Here is an 18,873-nt window from a genome sequence, read left to right as displayed (position 1 = left end):
GGCCGCGCGTCCGCTCGCCTGCGCCGGCGGGCCGCCGTGCGCCAGACTTGACGCATGTCGTCCCTCTTCGAGCCGCCGGAGCCCGACGCCGAGACGGTCCGCGCCGGCGCGCCGCTGGCGGCGCGGATGCGGCCGCGCACGCTCGCCGAGTACGTCGGCCAGGGCCACCTGCTGCACGACGGCTCGCCGCTGCGGGCGGCGATCGAGTCGGGCAGACCGCATTCGATGATCCTCCACGGCCCGCCGGGGACCGGGAAGACGACGCTCGCGCGAATCGTCGCCGACAGCGCCGACGCCGTCTTCGAGGAGCTGAGCGCCGTGCAGGCCGGCAGACCGGAGGTCCGCGGCGTGATGGAGCGGGCGGGGCAGCGGCGCCGCCTCGGCAGACGGACGGTCTTCTTCCTCGACGAGATCCACCGCTTCAACAAGGCCCAGCAGGACGCGCTGCTGCCGGCGGTCGAGGAGGGGCTCGTGACGCTGATCGGCGCGACGACCGAGAACCCCTCCTACGAGGTCAACGGCGCGCTGCTGTCGCGAGCGCGCGTCTACGAGCTGAGAGAGCTGAGCGACGCCGACGTCCGCACGCTGCTCGACCGCGCCGTCGAGCGGGGCGAGCTCGGCCTCGCGAGGGTCGACGAGGAGGCGCTCGAGCTGCTGACCGCGCGCGCCGCCGGCGACGCGCGCGCCGCCCTGAGTGCGCTCGAGCGGGCCGCCGACGCGGCACCGGAGGGGGTCGTCGGCGTCGAGATCGCGGCCGACGCGCTGGCCGGGCGGATCCTCCACTACGACCGCGCCGGCGACAACCACTACGACACGATCTCGGCGTGGATCAAGTCGACGCGCGGCTCGGATCCCGACGCCTCGCTCTACTACCTCGCGGTGATGCTGGAGGGCGGCGAGGATCCGCGCTTCATCGCCCGGCGGATGGTGATCCTCGCCAGCGAGGACATCGGCAACGCCGACCCGCAGGCGCTCCAGGTCGCGACCGCGACGGCGCAGGCGATCGAGCTGGTCGGCCTGCCCGAGGGCGCGCACGCGCTGGCGCAGTGCGCCGTCTACCTCGCGCTGGCGCCGAAGTCGAACGCCGCCTACAAGGCGCTCAAGCGCGCGCGCCAGTACGTGCGCGACCACGGCGCGGCGCGGCCGCCGGTGCCGCTGCGCTCGGGCGGACGCGGCGAGGGCTACGACTACCCGCACGACCGCCCCGGCCACGTCTCGCCGCAGGAGCTGCTGCCCGAGCCGGTCGCCGGCCAGCGCTTCTGGCAGCCGACCGCGACCGAGCGAGCGCTCGGCGAGCGCCACGAGCGGATCCGCAGAGCGCGCGGCAAGCAGCCCTGACGCGCCCCGCCGACGGCGACGACGGCCCGCGCTATCGCCCCGCGACGCCGGCGCCCCAGGCGCGCGGGACGGCGCGCGCGAGGGCGCGTCCGGCGTCGGCCGCGTCGACGCCGCCGACGGCGACTTGCTCGGCGCTCGCGTGCATCAGGCCGAGGAAGGCGGCCGCCATCCAGCCGGCCGGCAGGTCGCGGTCGAAGTCGCCGGCGCGCTGGCCGCGGCGGGCGAGCCGCTCCAGGCGCTCGACGATCGGCGCGTGCAGCTCGCGCACCGCGGCGTCGCTCGGGTAGGCGCCGGCGAGCGTCCCGAGCACGCGGGCGTGGCGGGCGACCGTCTCCCACCACGCGGCGATCAGCCGCTCGAGCGCCTCCGCGGGCGGGCCCTCGGCCGGCGCCGCGGCGTCGATCGCCGCCAGCGCCTGCCCCCGCGCCCGCTCGGCGACCGCGGTCAGCAGCGCCTCGCGGGAGGCGTAGTGCGCGTAGACGGTCTGGCGCGTCAGGCCCGCCGCGCTGGCGATCTCGCTCATGCTCGCGTCGGGCCGCCGCCCGAGCAGCTCGACCGCCGCCTCGAGGATGGCGGCGACGCTCCGCTCGGCGTCGGCGCGGCGCCTGGGGCGCGACGGGGTCTGCGCGTCGGGCATCGCAGGAAACGCTAGCGGGCCGGACCGGCGCCCTCAGTGGGCGAACGCGTGCGGCGTGCCGGTCGCGACGTCGGAGCGGCGCAGCGCGGCGAGCGCCAGCAGCGCGGCGGCGAGGGCGATCGCGGCGGCCGCGCGGAAGGCGTCGCCGAAGCCCTTGGTCGCGAGGACGGGGTCGAGCCCTGAGGCGGCGTCGAGCGTCGCCGCCCCGACGCCGCTGACCGCGATCGTCGAGAGCACCGGGAGGACGAGCGCGCCGCCGAGCTCGTGCGCCGTGCTCAGCAGGCCGGAGACCATGCCGGCTTCCTCGTCGCCGACCCCGGACATCCCGACGATGAAGATCGCCGAGGCCGCCAGTCCGACGCCGAGGTCGAGCACGAGCAGGCCGGGGAGCACGTCGGCGAGGTAGCTACCGCCCGGCGAGACGCCGCTGAGCAGCAGCGCGCCGAGCGCGGCGAGCGTCATGCCGCCGGCGAGCACCGGCTTGGCGCCGAGCCGCGCGGTCAGCTGCCCGCCGGCGTGCGCGGCGAGCACGAGCAGGAGCGCGCCCGGCAGGAACTCGAGGCCGCTCCGCAGCGCGGAGTGCCCCAGCACGTGCTGGAGGTAGAGCGTGAGGAAGAAGAAGGTCGAGAGGATCGTCCCCATGCCGGCGACCATCAGCACGAGCGCCGTCGTCGTCGGACGCCGGCGGAAGACGCTCAGGGTGACGAGCGGCTGGCGCACGCGCGCCTCGACGGCGACGAACGTGGTGAGCGCCGCGGCGGCGAGGGCGAGCAGCCCGATCGTCTGCAGGGAGCCCCACCCGGCGCCGGGCGCCTCGACGAGGCCGTAGATCAGCGCGACGAGGCCGCCGGTCGCCAGCAGCGCGCCGGCGACGTCGATCGGCCCGCGCGCGGACGGGCTCGCGCCGCCGCCCACCGGCAGGAGGCGCAGCGCGCCGATGCCGACGGCGATCCCGATCGGGACGTTGACGAGGAAGATCGCGGTCCAGTCGAGCGTCTCGGTCAGCAGCCCGCCGGCGAGCACGCCGAACGCGCCGCCGCTGGCGGCGACCGCGGCCCATGCCGCCAGCGCCCGCCGCCGCTGCGGGCCGTCTGGGAAGGCGGTCGTGACGAGCGAGAGGGCGGCCGGCGACAGCATCGCCGCGCCGACGCCCTGGCAGGCGCGCGCGGCGAGCAGGGCGGTCGGCGAGCCGGCGAGCGCGGCGCCGAGCGACGCGCCCGTGAAGACCGTCAGGCCGGTGAGGAAGACCCGCCGTCGCCCGAGCAGGTCGGCCGCGCGGCCGCCGAGCAGCAGCAGCCCGCCGAACGCGAGCGTGTAGGCGGTCACGACCCACTGGAGGTCGGCGATCGCGAAGCCGAGGTCCTGCTGGATCGACGGCATCGCGATGCTGACGACGGTGATGTCGAGGATGACCATGAACTGCGCGGCGCACAGCAGGATGAGCGCTGGCATGAGAGCCTCCAGGGCAGTAGCTCTTACAGTGATGTCAAAGCTACCACTAACTCTTACAGTCGTGTATGAGATGTAAGCGCGGCGACTTCCGTGCACCGCCCAGCAGCGAGCGCCCGGGCGACGCCCGGGTCGTCGGGAGGGAGATGCGCGGCCGCCGCGCCGGCGCTACGCGGCGCGGCGCACGTAGCGCAGCCGGCCGGGCAGCAGCGGCACGAGCACGCGGCGGGCGTACTCGGCGCCGCCGCGCAGCGCCAGCCCGCGGGCGGGATCCCACGAGAAGCCGTAGAGGCGGCGGATCTCGCGCGGGAGCAGGCCGACCGTGACGAAGTTCGCGAGCTCCAGCAGCGGCCGCACGTGCAGCGGCACCGGCGGGCGCATCACGATCTGGACGGCCAGCTCGCGCGCCCGCTCGCCGACGTGGAGCTCGCCGCCCTCCAGCATCTCGCGCAGGTAGCGGTCGAAGGCCTCGATCGTCGGCGGCATCTCCTGCTCGCGCAGGCCGAACATGCGGCCGAAGACGCGGAAGTCGCGCCAGTAGGCGTCGCGCTCGTCGCGCGAGAGGCGGCGCACGTAGCGCTGGTAGACGGTCAGCCCGGAGTCGACCAGCGTCGCGAGGATCCACAGCAGCAGCGCCGGGTCGTCGGCGGCATACGGCGTGCCGGCCGGGAAGCGGCCGGCCGGCTCGGCCAGCTCGCCGCGGACGGTCGCGTGCACGTCGCGGACGGCGGCGGTCACCCGCTCGGCCTCGGCGCGCGGTCCGAAGACGACGAGGTCGACGGCCTGCGCGGTGCGGTGGAGCCGCTCGTCGAGCGCGCCGGTGTGGGCGAAGAAGCCGGCGAACGCGACCGGGTGGGCGGCCTGCATCAGCAGCGCCCGCGGCCCCGCCAGCGCGAGCACCTGCTCGCGGTGGACGCGGCGGATCGTCGCGTCGTCGTCGAACACCCCGGCCGTCATCCCTTCGAGGGTAGGACGGATCCCCGAAATGGCCGGTCGGGCCGCTGACGCGTCGCCGCGCGACGGGGCGCGTACCCTGTCTCTCATGCCAGCACAGGCCTACAGCGGCAAGGAATGCGTCTGCCAGTACCGCAAGGGCATCTGCGACCAGACCTGCGTCCGCGACATGCTCGACACGCCGTTCTACATCGCCTGCCTCAAGCTCAGAGGCCGGCGCAGCCTCGTCGTCGGCGGCGGTGACGTCGGCCTCGAGAAGGTCGAGGGGCTGCTCGCCTGCGACGGCGACGTGACCGTCGTCGCGCCCGATCTGCAGCCGGAGCTGCGGCGCCTCGCCGACGAGGGCTCGATCGAGTGGATCGCCCGCCGGTACGAGCCCGCCGACCTGGAGGGGACGTTCATGGTGATCGCCGCCACGAACGACTCCGAGGTCAACATCGGCGTCTACGACGACGCGGAGAAGCGCGCGATGCTCGTCAACGTCGTCGACGTCCCGCCGCTCTGCAACTTCATCCTGCCGGCGATCGTCCGCACCGGCCCACTCGCGATCGCGATCTCGACCGCCGGCGCCTCGCCGGCGCTGGCGAAGCGGATGAAGGCCGAGATCTCGCAGCTGTTCGGCGAGGAGTACGCGCGCCTGGCGGTGCTGCTCAACGACGCCCGCGGCTGGGCGAAGTCGACGCTGCCGACCTACCAGGACCGCAAGGAGTTCTTCGAGTCGATCGTCAACGGCGAGCCCGACCCGATCGCGCTGCTGAGAGCCGGCGACGAGCAGGCCGTCGTCGACCTGATCACGGCCGCCCAGCGGACCCACGCGCCCGCCTGAGCGCGATGGCGGCCGGCGCGGGGACGAGCCGGCCGTCCGCTTCGCACGGCGAGATCCGTCTCAACGGGTGACATGGATCTCGACCTCCTCATCTCCACCCACCGCGCGGCGATCGAGCGCCACCTGCGGCGCTACGTCGGCGACCCCGGCCTCGCCGAGGACCTCGCCCAGGAGGTCTTCCTGCGCGCGTGGCTGCACGCACCGCGCGACCTCTCGCCCGAGCGCCGGCGGGCGTGGCTGTTCCGCGTCGCCCGCAACGCCGCGATCGACGCGCTGCGCGCCCGCCGCCCGCACGACGACGCCGTCCTGCTCGACGCGGTGGGCGGCGAGGTCGCCGGCGGCGCCGACGACCTCGACGAGCGGCTGACGATCGAGGCCGCGCTGGCGCAGCTGCCGGCGCGCGAGCGGGCGCTCGTGACGCTCCAGTTCGCCGGCTTCGGCCCGACCGACGCGGCGCGCCTGCTGCAGACGACGCCCGAGGCGGCGCGCAAGCGGCTGACCCGCGCCCGCGAGCGCTTCCGCGTCGCCTACCAGGCGCTGCGCCCCGCGGCCGAGTCGCCGCTGGTGCTGCTCGTCGCCCGCGACCAGCAGCCCGAGATCTACGAGAGCTGGCTCGGCGCCGGCGAGGTGCGCGTCCGCCGCGTCGCGCCCGAGCAGGCCTCGCGCCAGCTCGCGACCGCGCACGCGCTCGTGCTGACCGGCGACACGCACGACGTTCACCCGGCGACCTACGGCCAGCAGATCCGCGCCGCCCGCAACCCGCGGATCGAGGCCGACCGCACCGACCTGGCGATCGTCCGCGAGGCGCTCGCGACCCGCATGCCGGTGCTCGGGATCTGCCGCGGCCACCAGCTGATCAACGTCGCGCGCGGCGGCTCGCTCCACCAGGACCTGAGCGAGATCGGCCACGACGGCGCCGGGCACAGCAGCGGCACCCACCCGATCCGCTCGCAGGACGGCTCGCTGGCGCGGCGGATGCTCGGCGCCACCGCCGCCGTCCCGACGCTCCATCACCAGGCGGTCGCCCGCGTCGGCCGCGGACTGACGGTCACCTCGACCTCCGCCGACGGGCTGGTCGAGGCGGTCGAGGACCCGCGGCTGCCGTTCGCCGTCGGCGTCCAGTGGCACGCCGAGCTGCCCGAGGCGAGCGAGGCGGGGCGGCGCCTGCGCGACGGGCTGGTCGAGGCGGCCCGCCGCCATGCCGGGCTGGCACCGCTCGCCGCGGCGGCGTAGCGCGGTACCGTTGCTCGCGTGAGCGAGCAGCTGACGCACATCGACGACGAGGGCCGCGCGCGGATGGTCGACGTCGGCGACAAGGCGCACACCGACCGCCGGGCCGTCGCCCGTGCGACCGTCCGCATGAGCGCCGCGACGGCCGCCGCCGTCCGCGACGGCGACGCGCCGAAGGGCGACGTGCTCGGCCCGGCGCGGATCGCCGGCATCCAGGCGGCGAAGCGGACGTGGGAGCTGATCCCGCTCTGCCACCAGCTCCCGCTCTCCTCCGTCGACGTGACCGCCGAGGTCGAGGTCGGAGAGCGGGACGGTCGCGTCGTGCTCGTCGCGACCGCACGCACGCGCGCCCAGACCGGCGTCGAGATGGAGGCGCTGACGGCCGCCAGCGTCGCCGCGCTGACCGTCTACGACATGGTCAAGGCGCTCGAGAAGGGCGTCGAGATCGCCGACGTCGTGCTGCTGGAGAAGTCCGGCGGCCGCTCCGGCGCGTGGCGCCGCGACGAGGCGTAGCGGACGCGATGCAGACGGCCATCCTGACGATCTCGACGACGCTCGCCCGCGGCGAGGGCGACGACCTCTCCGGCGCCGAGCTGGCGCGGCTGGCGGCCGCGGCCGGCTGCGAGGTCGTCGCGCGCGACCGGGTCACCGACGACCGCTCGGCGATCGCCTCGATGCTGCGCGGCTACGCGAGCGAGCGGCTGCCGCTCGTCTTCACGACCGGCGGCACCGGCCTCACGCCCGACGACTGCACGCCCGAGGCGACGCGCGACGTGATCGACCGCGAGGCGCCGGGCTTCGCCGAGGCGCTGCGGGCCGAGTCGCTCAAGCACACCCCGTTCGCGATGGCCTCGCGCGGCGTCTCCGGCATCGCCGGGCGGACGTTGATCGTCAACCTGCCGGGCAGCCCGAAGGCGATCGCCCAGCTCTTCCCCGTGCTCGCGCCGGCGCTCGCCCACGTCGTCGCGCAGCTCGGACGCGACGGTGGACGCGGCGCCCGCCATTGAGCTGCGCGGCGTCTCCCGCCGCTACGGCGAGCGCTGGGCGCTGCGCGACCTCTCGGTGACGGTGCCGAGCGGGCAGACGCTCGTCGTCTTCGGCCCCAACGGCGCCGGCAAGTCGACGCTGCTGCGGCTGCTGGCGTCGCTGCTGCGCCCCCACGGCGGCGAGGTGACGGTGCTCGGCGAGTCGCTGCCGAGAAGGGAGTGGGCGGTGCGCGGCAGAATCGGGCTGCTCGCCCACGACGCGCTGCTCTACAGGGACCTCAGCGCGCGCGAGAACCTCCGCTTCCACGCGCGCCTGCACAAGCAGCCGGCGGCGCGCGTCGAGGAGCTGCTGGAGCGGACGCGGCTGACCGGCCGCGCCGACGACCCCGTCCGCACGCTGTCGAAGGGGCTGCTGCAGCGGGTGGCCGTCTGCCGCACGATCCTGCACGACCCGCCGCTGCTGCTGCTCGACGAGCCGCGCGCCAACCTCGACCCGGCGGCGACCGCGCTGATCGAGCCGCTGATCGGGCGCGAGAGCGGACGGACGCGCGTCGTCACGAGCCACGACCCGGTCGGCGGGCTGGCCGAGGCCGACCTCGCGCTCGGCCTGCGCGACGGCAGGGCGGCGCTGCTGGCGCCGGCCGGCGAGGTCGACGTCGTCGCCGTGGAGGCGCTCTACCGGTGAGGCGGAGGTCGCTCCATGCGTAGTCGCGAGCCGCGCCCGATGCGGCCGACCTGGGTGCTGCTGCGCAAGGACCTGCTGCTGGAGCGGCGGGCGCCCGAGTCGGTGCCGGCGATGGTGCTGTTCTCGATCACGACCTTCGTGCTGTTCCACTTCGGCCTCGGCAGAGACGAGGTCGAGGGCTCGCTGGCCGCCGGGGTCCTGCTCGTCACGATCCTCTTCGCCGCGATCCTTGGCATCAACCGCCTGTTCGTCTCCGAGCAGGCCGAGGGCGGCTTCGACGCGGTGCTGCTGGCGCCGATCGACCGCACGGCGCTGTTCCTGTCGAAGGCGATGGCGCTCTTCCTCTTCCTCACGCTCGTCGAGCTGGTCGCCGTGCCGGCCTTCGCGATCCTGCTGCTGGGGCCGTCGCCGTGGGACGCGCTCGGTGGGCTGGTCGTCGTGCTGGCGCTCGTGAACGGGGCGCTCGCGCTGGTCGGCGCGCTCGTCTCGGCGCTCGCGATCCGCACCCGTTCGCGCGACCTGATCGTGCCGATGATCGGGCTGCCGCTGCTGGTGCCGGCGCTGATCGCCGCGTCGCGCTCCTGCGCGCCATTGCTGGCCGAGGGCGGCGCGTCGTGGCCGGCGGCGAAGTGGCTCGCGGTGCTCGCGCTCTATGATCTCGTCTTCGGGCTCCTCGCCTACGCCGTCTTCGATTTCCTCCTGGAGGACTGACCTGATGTACGGGAAGGGGCTGCGGGCGCTGACGCTCGCGACCCTCGTCGCCCTCACAGCAACGTTCGCGCTCGTGGTGTTCTGGGCACCCAACGACGCGGACCAGGGCTTCATCCAGAAGATCTTCTACGTCCACGTCCCGGTCGCGATCGTGACGCTCGTGGCGTACGTGGTCGGCGGCATCTTCGCCTTCAAGCAGCTGCGAACCGACGACCGCAAGTGGGACGTGCGCTCCTACGTCGTCATCCACATCGCGCTGATCTTCAACGTCGTCGGCCTGCTGACCGGCGCGATCTGGGCGAAGGCGTCGTGGGGCCACTGGTGGGTCTGGGACGAGCCCACGCTCGTGTCGTTCCTGATCGTCTTCCTGCTGTACGCGACCTACCAGCCGCTGCGCTTCTCGATCGAGGACCCGGAGCGCCAGGCCCGCTACGCGTCGGTCTTCGCCGTCATCGCCGGCGCCTTCGTGCCGCTCAACTTCATGGCGGTGCGGATGGCCAGCAGCCTCGTCCACCCGCGCACGTTCGCGACCGCCGAAGGCGGCCTGCCCGGCGAGATGATGTTCGTCTTCCTCGTCTCGCTGGTCGCGATGAGCCTGCTCTTCTGGCTGCTGGTGAAGTACGAGATCACGCAGAAGAACGTGACGTGGCAGATTCGCGCCCTCAGACGGCGCCTGCTCGGCGACGACGCCGTCGCACCAATCGGCCGCAGCGCCGCGCCGACGATCGCCCCGGAGGCCGCGAAACCGCTCGGCCAGAGGCCTCGGGTTTCGTACGAGAACTCGCCAGAGGCTCGCTCTCGCGGGCCAGAGGAGATCGCAACGTGAATCCGCTCGCCCTGCTCGCCGCCGCCCCCGCGGTCCCGTACGAGAAGGCCGGCCGCTTCGTCGCCGCCGCCTTCATCGTGCTGTTCGCCTGCGTGCTGATCTACGTCGCGATCATGGCGACGAAGCTGCAGCGGCTCGAGCGCGACCTGAGCGAGCTCAACAGAGCGCTCGACGAGCAGGAGCGGGCGAAGGCCGCCGCGAGCGCGGCCGACGAACCGCCGGTCGGCGCGGAGGCGTCGTGAGCGAGGTCCTCGGCATCGGCGTCTCGCACAAGACCGCGCCGGTCGCGGTCCGCGAGCGCCTCGCGCTCACCCCCGGCAGCGTCGGCGAGTTCCTGCGCGACACGCTCGCGGTCGGCGACGTGCAGGAGGCGGTCGCGATCTCGACCTGCAACCGCACCGAGGTCTACGTCGTGGCGAGGGACCCGGTCGAGGCCGAGACGCGCGTGCTCGGCATGCTCGCGCGCAAGGCCGGCATCCGCCCGACCGAGCTGGCCGGATCGATCTACGCGCTGCGCAACTGCGACGCCGCCCGCCATCTCTACCGCGTCACCAGCGGGCTGGAGTCGATGATCGTCGGCGAGGCCGAGGTCCAGGGCCAGGTCAAGCGCGCCTACGACGACGCGCTCGCCGCGAAGTCGACCGGCCCGCTCACCAACCACCTCTTCCGCGCCGCGCTCGCGACCGGCAAGCGCGTCCGCAGCGAGACGCGGATCGGCTCGCGCCGCATGAGCGTCTCCTCGGTCGCCGCCGCGCTCGTCAGCGAGCAGCTCGACGGCCTGGAGCGGCGCGAGGTGCTGCTGGTCGGCGCCGGCGAGACGAGCGAGCTGGCCGCCCGCGCCCTCTCCGACCACGGCGTCGAGGCGATCTTCGTCGCCAACCGCCGCCGCGACCGGGCGATCAGCCTCGCCCAGCGCTTCGGCGGCCAGGCGATGAGCTTCGACGAGCTGCCGCGCCAGCTCGAGCGCGCCGACGCGCTGCTGTGCACGACCTCCTCGCCGCACCCGATCCTGACCGGCGAGGACGTCGAGGCGGTGATGGAGGCGCGCGGCGGGCGGCCGCTGCTGATCCTCGACCTCGCCGTCCCGCGCGACGTCGCCCCGGAGGTGCGCGACGTCCCCGGCGTCTCGCTCTGCGACATCGACGACCTGCAGGCGGTCGTGCGCCGCAACCGCTCGGTCCGCCAGGTCGAGGCGCAGCACGCCGAGGGGATCGTCGAGGAGGAGATCCAGCGCTTCGCCGAATGGCTCGGCGCGCTCGAGGTGATGCCGACGCTCGGCGCCCTGCGCGCCCGCGGCCAGGCGATCGCCGAGCAGATCGTGCGCGAGAACGCCGGCCGCTGGGAGTCGGCCTCCGAGAAGGACCTCGAGCGCGTCGCGGCGCTCGCGCAGGCGGTCGTCAACCGCATCCTGCACGAGCCGACGCTGCGGATGAAGAACGTCGCCGACGACCGCGTCCACCTGCGGATGCAGGTGATCCGCGACCTCTTCGGGCTCGAGGACGTGCCCGAGGGGATCGAGGCCGAGGAGCCGCTCGCGGAGGTCCGCCCGCTGCGGCGGCGCAACCAGCCGGGGACGTGACCCCGCTGCGCGTCGGCACGCGCGGCAGCGCCCTGGCGCTCGCGCAGGCGCGCCACGTCGCCGGCCTGCTCGGCGGCGAGGAGGCCGGCGTCGAGATCGTCCCGATCGCGACCAGCGGCGACCAGGGCCGCCTGCTCGGCGACAAGTCGCGCTGGGTGAAGGAGCTGGAGGCGGCGCTGCTGGCCGGCGAGATCGACGTCGCCGTCCACTCCGCGAAGGACCTTCCCGCCGAGCTGCCCGACCGGCTCGAGCTGGCCGCCGTGCCGGCGCGCGAGGATGCCCGCGACGCACTCTGCGGCGCGCCGTCGCTCGACGCGCTCCCCCCCGGCGCGGTCGTCGGCACCAGCAGCCTGCGGCGCGCCGCCGAGCTGCGCGCGCTGCGTCCCGACCTCGACGTCGTCTCGCTGCGCGGCAACGTCGACACGCGCCTGCGCAAGCTCGCCGACGGCCGCGCCGCGGCGATCGTGCTCGCCGTCGCCGGCCTGCGGCGGCTCGACCGCGGCGACGCGATCGACGCCGTCCTCGACCAGCTCGTGCCGGCCCCGGGCCAGGGCGCGCTGGCGCTGGAGACGCGCGCCGGCGACGGCGCCGCGCGCGATGCCGCGATCGCGATCGGCGACCGCGACGCCGCCGCCTGCCTCGCCGCCGAGCGGGCGCTCGTGCGCAAGCTCGGCGCGACCTGCAACACCCCGCTCGGCGCCCACGCCGTCCGCACCGACGACGGCGGGCTGCGGCTGCGCGCCTTCGCCGGCCTGCCGGACGGCTCGGAGTGGCTGCGCGACGAGCTGACGGTCGCCGCCGGGATCGACGCCGAGACCTTCGGCGCCGCGATGGGAGCCCGCCTCGCCGCCGCCGGCGCGACCGACCTGCTCGCCGCCGCCGAGGCGGCCGCCGAGGGATCGCCGCCGCCGGCCTCGACCCCGGAAGGCGTCAGGATTTGAGCGCGAGCGGCGTCGGTCGCGTCTACCTCGTCGGCGCCGGCCCGGGCGATCCCGGGCTGCTGACGGCGCGCGCGCTCGAGCTGATCGCGGCCGCCGACACGATCCTCTACGACCGCCTGATCCCCGCGACCGCGCTCGCCGGCGCGCGGCCGGAGGCCGAGCTGGTCTACGTCGGCAAGGAGGGCCGCGGCCCGTCGATGCCGCAGGAGCAGATCGACCGCCTGCTGGTCGAGCACGGCGCCGCCGGCAAGCGGGTCGTGCGGCTGAAGGGCGGCGATCCCTTCGTCTTCGGCCGCGGCGGCGAGGAGGCGCTCGTGCTGCGCGAGGCCGGGATCCCGTTCGAGGTCGTCCCGGGCGTCACGTCGGGCGTCGCGGCACCGGCATACGGCGGCATCCCCGTCACCCACCGCGACCGCGCCAGCGCCGTCGCGCTCGTGACCGGCCACGAGGACCCCGCCAAGCCCGAGTCGGCGATCGACTGGCCGGCGCTCGCCGCCTTCCCCGGCACGCTCGTCTTCTACATGGGCGTCAAGCAGCTGCCGCGGATCGCCGAGCGGCTGATCGCCGGCGGCCGCGCGCCCGACGAGCCGGCGGCGGTCGTCGAGCGCGGGACGCTGCCCGGCCAGCGGACGGTCGTCGCGACGCTCGCGACGCTCGCGGAGCGGGCCGAGGCTGAGCGGATCAGACCGCCGTCGATCACGCTCGTCGGACCGGTCGCCGCGCTGCGCGACGAGGGCCTGCGCTGGTTCGAGCAGCGCCCGCTGCACGGTCTCACGGTCGCCGTCACGCGCGCGCGGGCGCAGGCGAGCGGGCTGGCGGCGCGGCTGCGCGAGCTCGGCGCCGAGGCGCTGGAGACGCCGGCGATCCGGATCGAGCCGCTCGACGCCGGCGCACCGCTCGACCCGAGCGGCTTCGACCTCGTCTGCCTGACCTCGCCCAACGGCGTCGGATGCCTGTTCGAGCGGCTGGCCGCCGGCGGCCGCGACGCACGCGCGCTGGCCGGCGCGACCGTCGCCGCGATCGGCCCCGGGACGGCGCGGGCGCTGCGCGAGCACGGCGTGATCCCCGACGTCGTGCCGGAGCGGTTCGTCGCCGAGGCGCTCGTCGAGGCGCTCGCCGACCTCCCCGTCAGACGGGCGCTGGTCGCGCGCGCGAGCGTCGCGCGCGACGTGCTCCCCGACGCGCTGCGGGCTCGCGGCGCCGAGGTCGAGGTCGTCGACCTCTACGAGACGGTCGCCGAGCGGCTCTCCGACGCCGAGCGCGCGGCGGCCGCGGCGGCCGACTACGTCACCTTCACCTCCTCCTCGACCGTCCGCTTCTTCCTCGCCGCGCTCGGCGGCCGGGAGGCGATCGGCGCGCGCACGCGGCTCGTCTCGATCGGACCGGTCACGAGCGCGACGCTGCGCGAGCACGGTCTCGAGCCGCACGTCGAGGCCGCGCGCCACGACGTCGACGGCCTCGTCGACGCCCTGCTCGCCGACGCGGCGTCGCGGGCGGCCGCGTCGGGAGCGGAGCGGGCGTGAGCCGGGGCGCCACGCTCACCGGTCCCGGTCTGCTCGCGGGGGAGCGGGCGTGAGCGGCGCGCTCGGAAGCCCGCGGCTCCATCGCCGCACGCTCGGCTCGACCAACGCCCGCGCGCAGGAGCTGGCGGCCGCCGGGGCGCCCCACGGGACGATCGTCACGGCGGCCGAGCAGACGGCCGGCCGCGGCCGACAGGGACGGGCGTGGTCGACCCCGGCCGGGACGGCGCTGGCCGTCTCGGTCGTGCTGCGCGACCCGCCGCCGCTCGTCACGCTGGCGGCGGCGCTCGCGGTCGCCGACGTCGCCGTCGCGCTCGACGCCGACGGACGCGCGCCGGCGATCAAATGGCCCAACGACGTGCTGCTCGACGGCCGCAAGGTCTCCGGGATCCTCGCCGAGGGACGGCTGCAGGAGCGCTGGGCGGTGCTCGGGATCGGGATCAACGTCGCGGTGCCGGCCGAGACGTTCCCGCCGGAGCTGCGCGAGCGGGCGACGACGCTCGGCCGCGAGCCGGGCGACGTCGAGGAGGCGCTGGCGCTGCTGCTGGCGGCGCTCGAGCGCTGGCTGGAGGCGCCCGCGCCGCAGCTGCTGGAGGCCTACCGCGCCCGCGACGCGCTCGCGGGCCGGACGATCGCCTGGGAGGGCGGCAGCGGCGTCGCCGACGGGATCGCCGACGACGGCAGGCTGCGGGTCCGGACCGACGACGGCGGCGAGCGCCTGCTCGACGCCGGCGAGGTCCACCTCGGCGCCCTGCCGCGCTGAGCGGCCGGGCGCTACTCGCCCGCGGCTCTTCTCAGCGCTCTTCTGGCGGCTCTTCTCGCGGACGCTCTGCTCGCGCTCGCGGCGGCTCTTCTGGCGGGCGCTCTTCTGGCCGCAGCTCTTCTCGCGACCGCTCTTCTCGCGCCCCGGCCCGCGGTTCTCGCGGCGGGTCTTCTCGCGGCGGCGGGCGAAGCTCTTCTCGCCGCGGCTCTTCTCGCCACGGCAGGCGAAGCTCTTCTCGCCGCGGCTCTTCTGGCGGCCGCCCTTCTCGCCGTCGCTCTGACGGCCCTCTCCGCGGCGGCCTCCCTCGCGACCGCTCTCGCCGCGGGCGCGCTTCTGGCCGCGGCTCTTCTTACGACCGCTCTTCTCGCCCCGGCTCTGCTCGCTCTCGCTCTTCCGGCGGTCGCTCTTCTCGCGGCCGCTCTGGCGGAGGCTCTTCTCGCGACCGCTCTTCTCGCCCCGGCTCTGCTCGCGGCCGCTCTGGCGGAGGCTCTTCTGGCCGCCGCTCTTCTCGTCGCGGCTCTTCTGGCCGCGGCTCTCCTCGCCGGCGCTCTTCTGGCCGCTCTGCTCGCGCCCGCTCTCGCCGAGGCGACGCCGTTGTCGCCCGCGACGGCGCGGACGGCCTCGGCGGCGGCGGAGACGGCGTCGAGCAGCGCCGCGGAGGTGCGGCGGCCGCGGGTCGTCGGGCGGTGGAGCTCCTCGACGACCGACGGCACCAGCTCCAACTGGTCGCCGGCGGTGGTCTCGGCAGCCGCTCTCCTGCCGCGCGCCGCTCTTCTTCTCGCGGCAGACTCGGCGGCGGGCGCTCTGCGCGCACGCGCTCTCCGTCTCGCTCTCGGCACTTCCTCGATCCGATCGGTCGCGCCCGACTCGCCCGGCTCGGCCGGCGCCTCGGCCGGCACGTCGCGCGGCTGCTCGGCGCGCTCCTCGGCTCGTTCCGGACCCTCGCCGGCCCGCGCCCCGCGCTCCTCGGCGCCGTCGCCGCGCTCGGCCGACTGCGCCGCGGCCGCCTTGCCGCGCCCGCCGCGCCGTCTGCGCGAACGTCTCGACCGTCTCGACTCCGTGCCGCCGTCGGGCAGGACCTTCGCGTCGCCGCCGTCGCCGAGCGCCTCGTCGAGCACCTCGGTCGGCGGCCCGTCGCCGCCGGCGGGAGCGCTCCCGTCGGTCGTCGCCGCGGCGGTCGCCGCGAGCGTCTCCTCCGGCGCGACCGCCTCCTTCGCCCCCTTGCGGCGGCGTCGCGCGCCGCGCGAGCGGCGGCCTCTCGGGAAGTTCCTCAGCAGCTCGCGCGCCAGCGCGGAGGGCTTGCGCGCCATCCGCGTGCGGGCGCCGCGCAGCGCCTCCTCGGCCTCGGGCGTGTGCGCCAAGGCGGCCGCGAGCAGCGCGGCGGAGAGGCGCCGGTCCTGTCTGCGCGAGGCGTGGACCAGCCTGCGCGCGTTGCGGGCGTGGGCGCCGCCGGAGGAGTTGACGAGCAGGCCGAGCAGCCGCTTCGTCTCCGGCCAGCGCTGGACGGCGTACTCCTCATGCACCTCACGCGTGTACTCGGCCATCCGCCAGATCCACGCGTTGGCCTGATCCCTGCGGCCGATCCGCTTCTCGGCGAGCGCCTGCAGCATGATCTTGACGCCCTCGCGGCGCTCGTCGCGCGGCCAGGTCGCCATCAGGTCGATCGCCTGGTCGAATGCCTCGGCGTCCCTCGCCGCGGCGATCTCCTGCAGGGCCCTCAGTCGCAGCTGCGCGTTGCGGTTGCGCTCGACCGCGGTGATCAGGAAGCGCCGCCTGAGATCGCCCTGGCGGTCGAAGTGGAGCATCGCCTTGGCGCGCCGCCAGCCGTTGGGCGCGACGCGGGCGCCGGCGAGCGCCGCCCAGACGTGCTGCTCGCCGTAGTCGAGATGGTCGACCGCGATCCGCCACAGCTCGCGCTCGAAGACCTCGGCGCGCCTGTCGGGATCGGGCGTGACGGGGAGGACCCGCCGCTCGACGCGGACACGGCGGCCGCGGCCGCGGCGGACCGGGCCGACGACGATCGCGCCGCCGCGGTAGACGTCGCGGTCGAGCAGCGAGTGGAGCGTGACGACCGCCTCGTCGTGCTTCGTCGCGGGATGGACGAAGTCGACGACGATGCCGGCCTCCTTGCCCTGCTGGCGGCGGGTGACGCGGCCGACGCGCTGCTGGTAGATCCGTCTGGAGGCGGTCGGCGCGAGGTGCATGCAGACCGTCGCCCGCGGCGAGTTCCAGCCCTCGGCGAGCAGCTGCGCGTTGATCAGCACGTCGACCTTGCCGCGCTCGTAGTCGGCGAGGATCCGCGCCAGCTCGCGCTTGGGCGTCTCGCCGGAGACGGCCTGCGCCTTCAGGCCGACGTCGCGGAAGGCCTGCGCGACGTTGTACGCGTGGCGCACGCCCGCGGTGTAGACGACGCCGGGCACGTTGTTGAAGCGCGTCTTGTAGAGGTCGGCGATCGCCAGGTTGAACGGCAGCTGATCGAGCAGCTCGGCCAGCATCTCCTGGTCGAACTCGGTGTCGACCTCGCCGCGCCGCAGCGGCACCTTGGCGATCGTGCGGACGCCCGGGCCGGGCGGGATGCGGATGCAGCGCAGCGGCGCGATCACGCCGCGGCGGGCCGCCTGCGCGAGGTCGAAGCGCGAGGTCTGCGTCGGGAAGAGGTCGGTGACGTGGCGGGCGATCAGCGCGCCGGTCGCCGTCATGCCGATGAAGACGGGCCCCGACCACTGTCGGATCGAGCCGCTCGTCTTCTCGCCCAGCGCGGTGTGCGCCTCGTCGCAGATGACGATCGTGTACGCGTCGGAGATTCTGCCGGCGTTGCGGACGAACCACTGGTAGGTCTCGACCGTGACCGGGCCCTTCGGGCTGTCCTGGCCGGCCAGCAGCGGCGCCGCTATGCGGTCGGCGTAGCCGCGCTCTCTCAGCTCGCCGTGGAACTGGTCGACGAGGTTGCGGCGGTGGGTGAGGATCAGCACGCCGCCGGTCCGCGACGCCTCGACGAAGCCGAGCGCCGCGACCGTCTTGCCGGCGCCGGTCGCGTGCTCGAACCAGAAGCGGCGCGCGGCGTTGGGGTCCTCGGGCTGCTCGGCGAGCTGGACCTCGTCGTCCTCCTCGCCGGGCTCGTCGTGCCAGTCCTGCGGCTCCTCGTCGGGCTCGCCCTCCTCGAGGTCGACGTCCTCCTCGCCGGGGATCGCCGAGGAGGCGAGCTCGCCCGGCTCGTCGTCGGAGGAGTGGCCCGGCGCACCGTTGGACCCGTTCCCGGCGCGTTGGACCTCGGCCATCAGCGCGGTCAGCGTGCCGGAGAGCGCGTCGACCTGGTGGGGATTGAGCAGCGTGCCGTCGGCGAGCCGAGGCTCCTCCTCGCTCAGCAGCCGCTCGAGGCCGAGCAGCAGCGAGTACTCGCGCCGCCACGCGATCGACGGCACCCTCGCGCCCGCCGCGATCTCGCTCAGCGCGGCGTCGAGCGCGCGGCGACGGGCGCTTCCGGGCGCGAGCGCGTCGGCGGTCTCTTCGCCGTCGTGCACGAACCGCTCGCGCGTGAAGCGCTCGGCGCGTTCGATCGATCTGGCGTCAGGAAGGGGCGTCGATACAGCCATGAACGGCGTACAGGGCGTGGCCTCGAGTTGGACTTGCCTCTGAGATCAGGGATGAGCCGCGGCGAAGCTGATCTGCGACTCAGAGGACCGGCGGGAGCCGGGCACGGAGGAGGTCCTCACTGCACTCCCCCCGTGCAACACAGCAGGATAGCCGTATTGAAGCAGATAGGGCGTGTGGAACAGCCGATGTGCCAAGCTTTTCGCGATGCGCCTGCCCGCCGTCCTGATCGCCCTCTGCATGCTCGCGGCGGCATTGGTCGCGGGCTGCGGATCGAGCGGCTCCGACGGCGACGTGCCGACGCCGGCCGAGGCGAGGGCCGCGCTGAGAGGGTCGCCGCCGCCGCTGGCGGCCGTGCACGCGCAGGCCGCCGAGCTGCTCGACGGCGGCGCACCGGCGTTCAGAGGACGGCTGGAGGAGCTGAAGGGGTATCCCGTCGTCGTGAACGTGTGGGCGGCGTGGTGCGGACCGTGCAAGGAGGAGTTCCCGGTGCTGCAGCGCGCCTCCGCCAGATACGGCGGCAACGTCGCCTTCCTCGGCCTCGACACCGAGGACGTCGAGAAGGACGCGCGCGCGTGGCTCGACGACCACTGGATCTCCTACCCCAGCTATGCCGACCCCGACGGCGACCTGCGCAAGTCGATCGGCGTCACCGTCGGGATCCCCAGCACCGTCTTCATCGGCAGAGACGGCGAGCTGGCGTACACCAAGCAGGGCCCCTACCGCGACGACGCGGCCTTCGAACGCGACCTCCAGCGCTACCTCGGCGCGGTCCCCTCCTCGTGACCGCCCACGCGCTCGGCCTGCGGCCTCGGCTCGCGCCGGACGGCCTCGCCC

General features: G+C 75.0%; 17 protein-coding genes and 1 pseudogene. 14 read left to right on the top strand and 4 right to left on the bottom strand.

The window, feature by feature from the left end; all coding sequences use genetic code 11:
• Positions 1-54: 54 nt before the first annotated feature.
• The gene (locus BDZ31_RS03555; protein WP_183339041.1) at positions 55-1,338 is read left to right on the top strand and encodes a replication-associated recombination protein A; all 1,284 of its coding nucleotides are present in this window, start codon (positions 55-57) and stop codon (positions 1,336-1,338) included.
• Positions 1,339-1,369: 31 nt separating this feature from the next.
• On the opposite strand, the gene BDZ31_RS03550 is transcribed toward BDZ31_RS03555, so the two are convergent.
• The 3 genes from BDZ31_RS03550 to BDZ31_RS03540 all read right to left on the bottom strand — a co-directional run bounded on the left by BDZ31_RS03550 (position 1,370) and on the right by BDZ31_RS03540 (position 4,381).
• The gene (locus BDZ31_RS03550; RefSeq protein WP_183339040.1) at positions 1,370-1,975 is read right to left on the bottom strand and encodes a TetR/AcrR family transcriptional regulator; all 606 of its coding nucleotides are present in this window, start codon (positions 1,973-1,975) and stop codon (positions 1,370-1,372) included.
• A gap of 33 nt (positions 1,976-2,008) precedes the next feature.
• Entirely contained in the window at positions 2,009-3,427 is a 1,419-nt protein-coding gene (locus BDZ31_RS03545) for an MFS transporter (RefSeq protein WP_183339038.1), read from the bottom strand.
• A 165-nt stretch (positions 3,428-3,592) separates the two neighbouring features.
• Positions 3,593-4,381 carry an oxygenase MpaB family protein gene (locus tag BDZ31_RS03540; protein WP_183339036.1) on the bottom strand — a complete coding sequence of 263 codons (789 nt, stop codon included), beginning with the start codon at positions 4,379-4,381 and terminating at the stop codon, positions 3,593-3,595.
• 85 nt (positions 4,382-4,466) lie between these two features.
• On the opposite strand from BDZ31_RS03540, the gene BDZ31_RS03535 reads away from it, so the two are divergent.
• The 12 genes and pseudogenes from BDZ31_RS03535 (at position 4,467) to BDZ31_RS03480 (ending at position 14,445) form a co-directional block, all read left to right on the top strand.
• Positions 4,467-5,204: a precorrin-2 dehydrogenase/sirohydrochlorin ferrochelatase family protein gene (locus BDZ31_RS03535; protein ID WP_246344402.1), complete on the top strand. Its 738-nt coding sequence runs from the start codon at positions 4,467-4,469 to the stop codon at positions 5,202-5,204.
• 72 nt (positions 5,205-5,276) lie between these two features.
• A complete protein-coding gene (locus tag BDZ31_RS03530; RefSeq protein ID WP_183339034.1) occupies positions 5,277-6,437 on the top strand; it encodes a sigma-70 family RNA polymerase sigma factor in 1,161 nt (386 codons plus the stop codon).
• A 63-nt stretch (positions 6,438-6,500) separates the two neighbouring features.
• A complete protein-coding gene (moaC, locus tag BDZ31_RS03525; protein WP_221242896.1) occupies positions 6,501-6,947 on the top strand; it encodes a cyclic pyranopterin monophosphate synthase MoaC in 447 nt (148 codons plus the stop codon).
• Positions 6,948-6,955: 8 nt separating this feature from the next.
• A complete protein-coding gene (locus BDZ31_RS03520; protein WP_183339030.1) occupies positions 6,956-7,441 on the top strand; it encodes a MogA/MoaB family molybdenum cofactor biosynthesis protein in 486 nt (161 codons plus the stop codon).
• A gap of 52 nt (positions 7,442-7,493) precedes the next feature.
• Positions 7,494-8,105: pseudogene (locus tag BDZ31_RS03515) on the top strand (ATP-binding cassette domain-containing protein); the annotation flags it as partial.
• Between the two features lie 15 nt (positions 8,106-8,120).
• Positions 8,121-8,816 carry a heme exporter protein CcmB gene (locus BDZ31_RS03510; RefSeq protein ID WP_183339026.1) on the top strand — a complete coding sequence of 232 codons (696 nt, stop codon included), beginning with the start codon at positions 8,121-8,123 and terminating at the stop codon, positions 8,814-8,816.
• Between the two features lie 4 nt (positions 8,817-8,820).
• The gene (locus tag BDZ31_RS03505; RefSeq protein WP_183339024.1) at positions 8,821-9,642 is read left to right on the top strand and encodes a cytochrome c biogenesis protein; all 822 of its coding nucleotides are present in this window, start codon (positions 8,821-8,823) and stop codon (positions 9,640-9,642) included.
• Positions 9,639-9,884, top strand: a complete 246-nt coding sequence (locus BDZ31_RS25795) for a hypothetical protein (RefSeq protein WP_183339022.1) — start codon at positions 9,639-9,641, stop codon at positions 9,882-9,884. Before BDZ31_RS03505 ends, BDZ31_RS25795 begins: the two co-directional genes overlap by 4 nt.
• A complete protein-coding gene (gene hemA, locus BDZ31_RS03495; protein ID WP_183339020.1) occupies positions 9,881-11,221 on the top strand; it encodes a glutamyl-tRNA reductase in 1,341 nt (446 codons plus the stop codon). The genes BDZ31_RS25795 and hemA overlap by 4 nt, the downstream gene beginning before the upstream one ends.
• Positions 11,218-12,162 carry a hydroxymethylbilane synthase gene (gene hemC / locus BDZ31_RS03490; protein WP_183339018.1) on the top strand — a complete coding sequence of 315 codons (945 nt, stop codon included), beginning with the start codon at positions 11,218-11,220 and terminating at the stop codon, positions 12,160-12,162. The genes hemA and hemC overlap by 4 nt, the downstream gene beginning before the upstream one ends.
• Positions 12,159-13,685: a uroporphyrinogen-III C-methyltransferase gene (gene cobA, locus BDZ31_RS03485; protein ID WP_183339016.1), complete on the top strand. Its 1,527-nt coding sequence runs from the start codon at positions 12,159-12,161 to the stop codon at positions 13,683-13,685. The genes hemC and cobA overlap by 4 nt, the downstream gene beginning before the upstream one ends.
• A gap of 49 nt (positions 13,686-13,734) precedes the next feature.
• A complete protein-coding gene (locus tag BDZ31_RS03480; protein ID WP_183339014.1) occupies positions 13,735-14,445 on the top strand; it encodes a biotin--[acetyl-CoA-carboxylase] ligase in 711 nt (236 codons plus the stop codon).
• Positions 14,446-14,456: 11 nt separating this feature from the next.
• On the opposite strand, the gene BDZ31_RS03475 is transcribed toward BDZ31_RS03480, so the two are convergent.
• Positions 14,457-18,038, bottom strand: coding sequence for a DEAD/DEAH box helicase (locus tag BDZ31_RS03475; RefSeq protein WP_183339012.1), 3,582 nt, complete (start codon positions 18,036-18,038; stop codon positions 14,457-14,459).
• 205 nt (positions 18,039-18,243) lie between these two features.
• On the opposite strand from BDZ31_RS03475, the gene BDZ31_RS03470 reads away from it, so the two are divergent.
• Entirely contained in the window at positions 18,244-18,822 is a 579-nt protein-coding gene (locus BDZ31_RS03470) for a TlpA family protein disulfide reductase (protein ID WP_183339010.1), read from the top strand.
• Positions 18,823-18,873: the final 51 nt, after the last annotated feature.

Source organism: Conexibacter arvalis, from assembly GCF_014199525.1.
Taxonomy (GTDB): domain Bacteria; phylum Actinomycetota; class Thermoleophilia; order Solirubrobacterales; family Solirubrobacteraceae; genus Conexibacter; species Conexibacter arvalis.
This window is presented reverse-complemented; position numbering and strand designations above follow the sequence as displayed.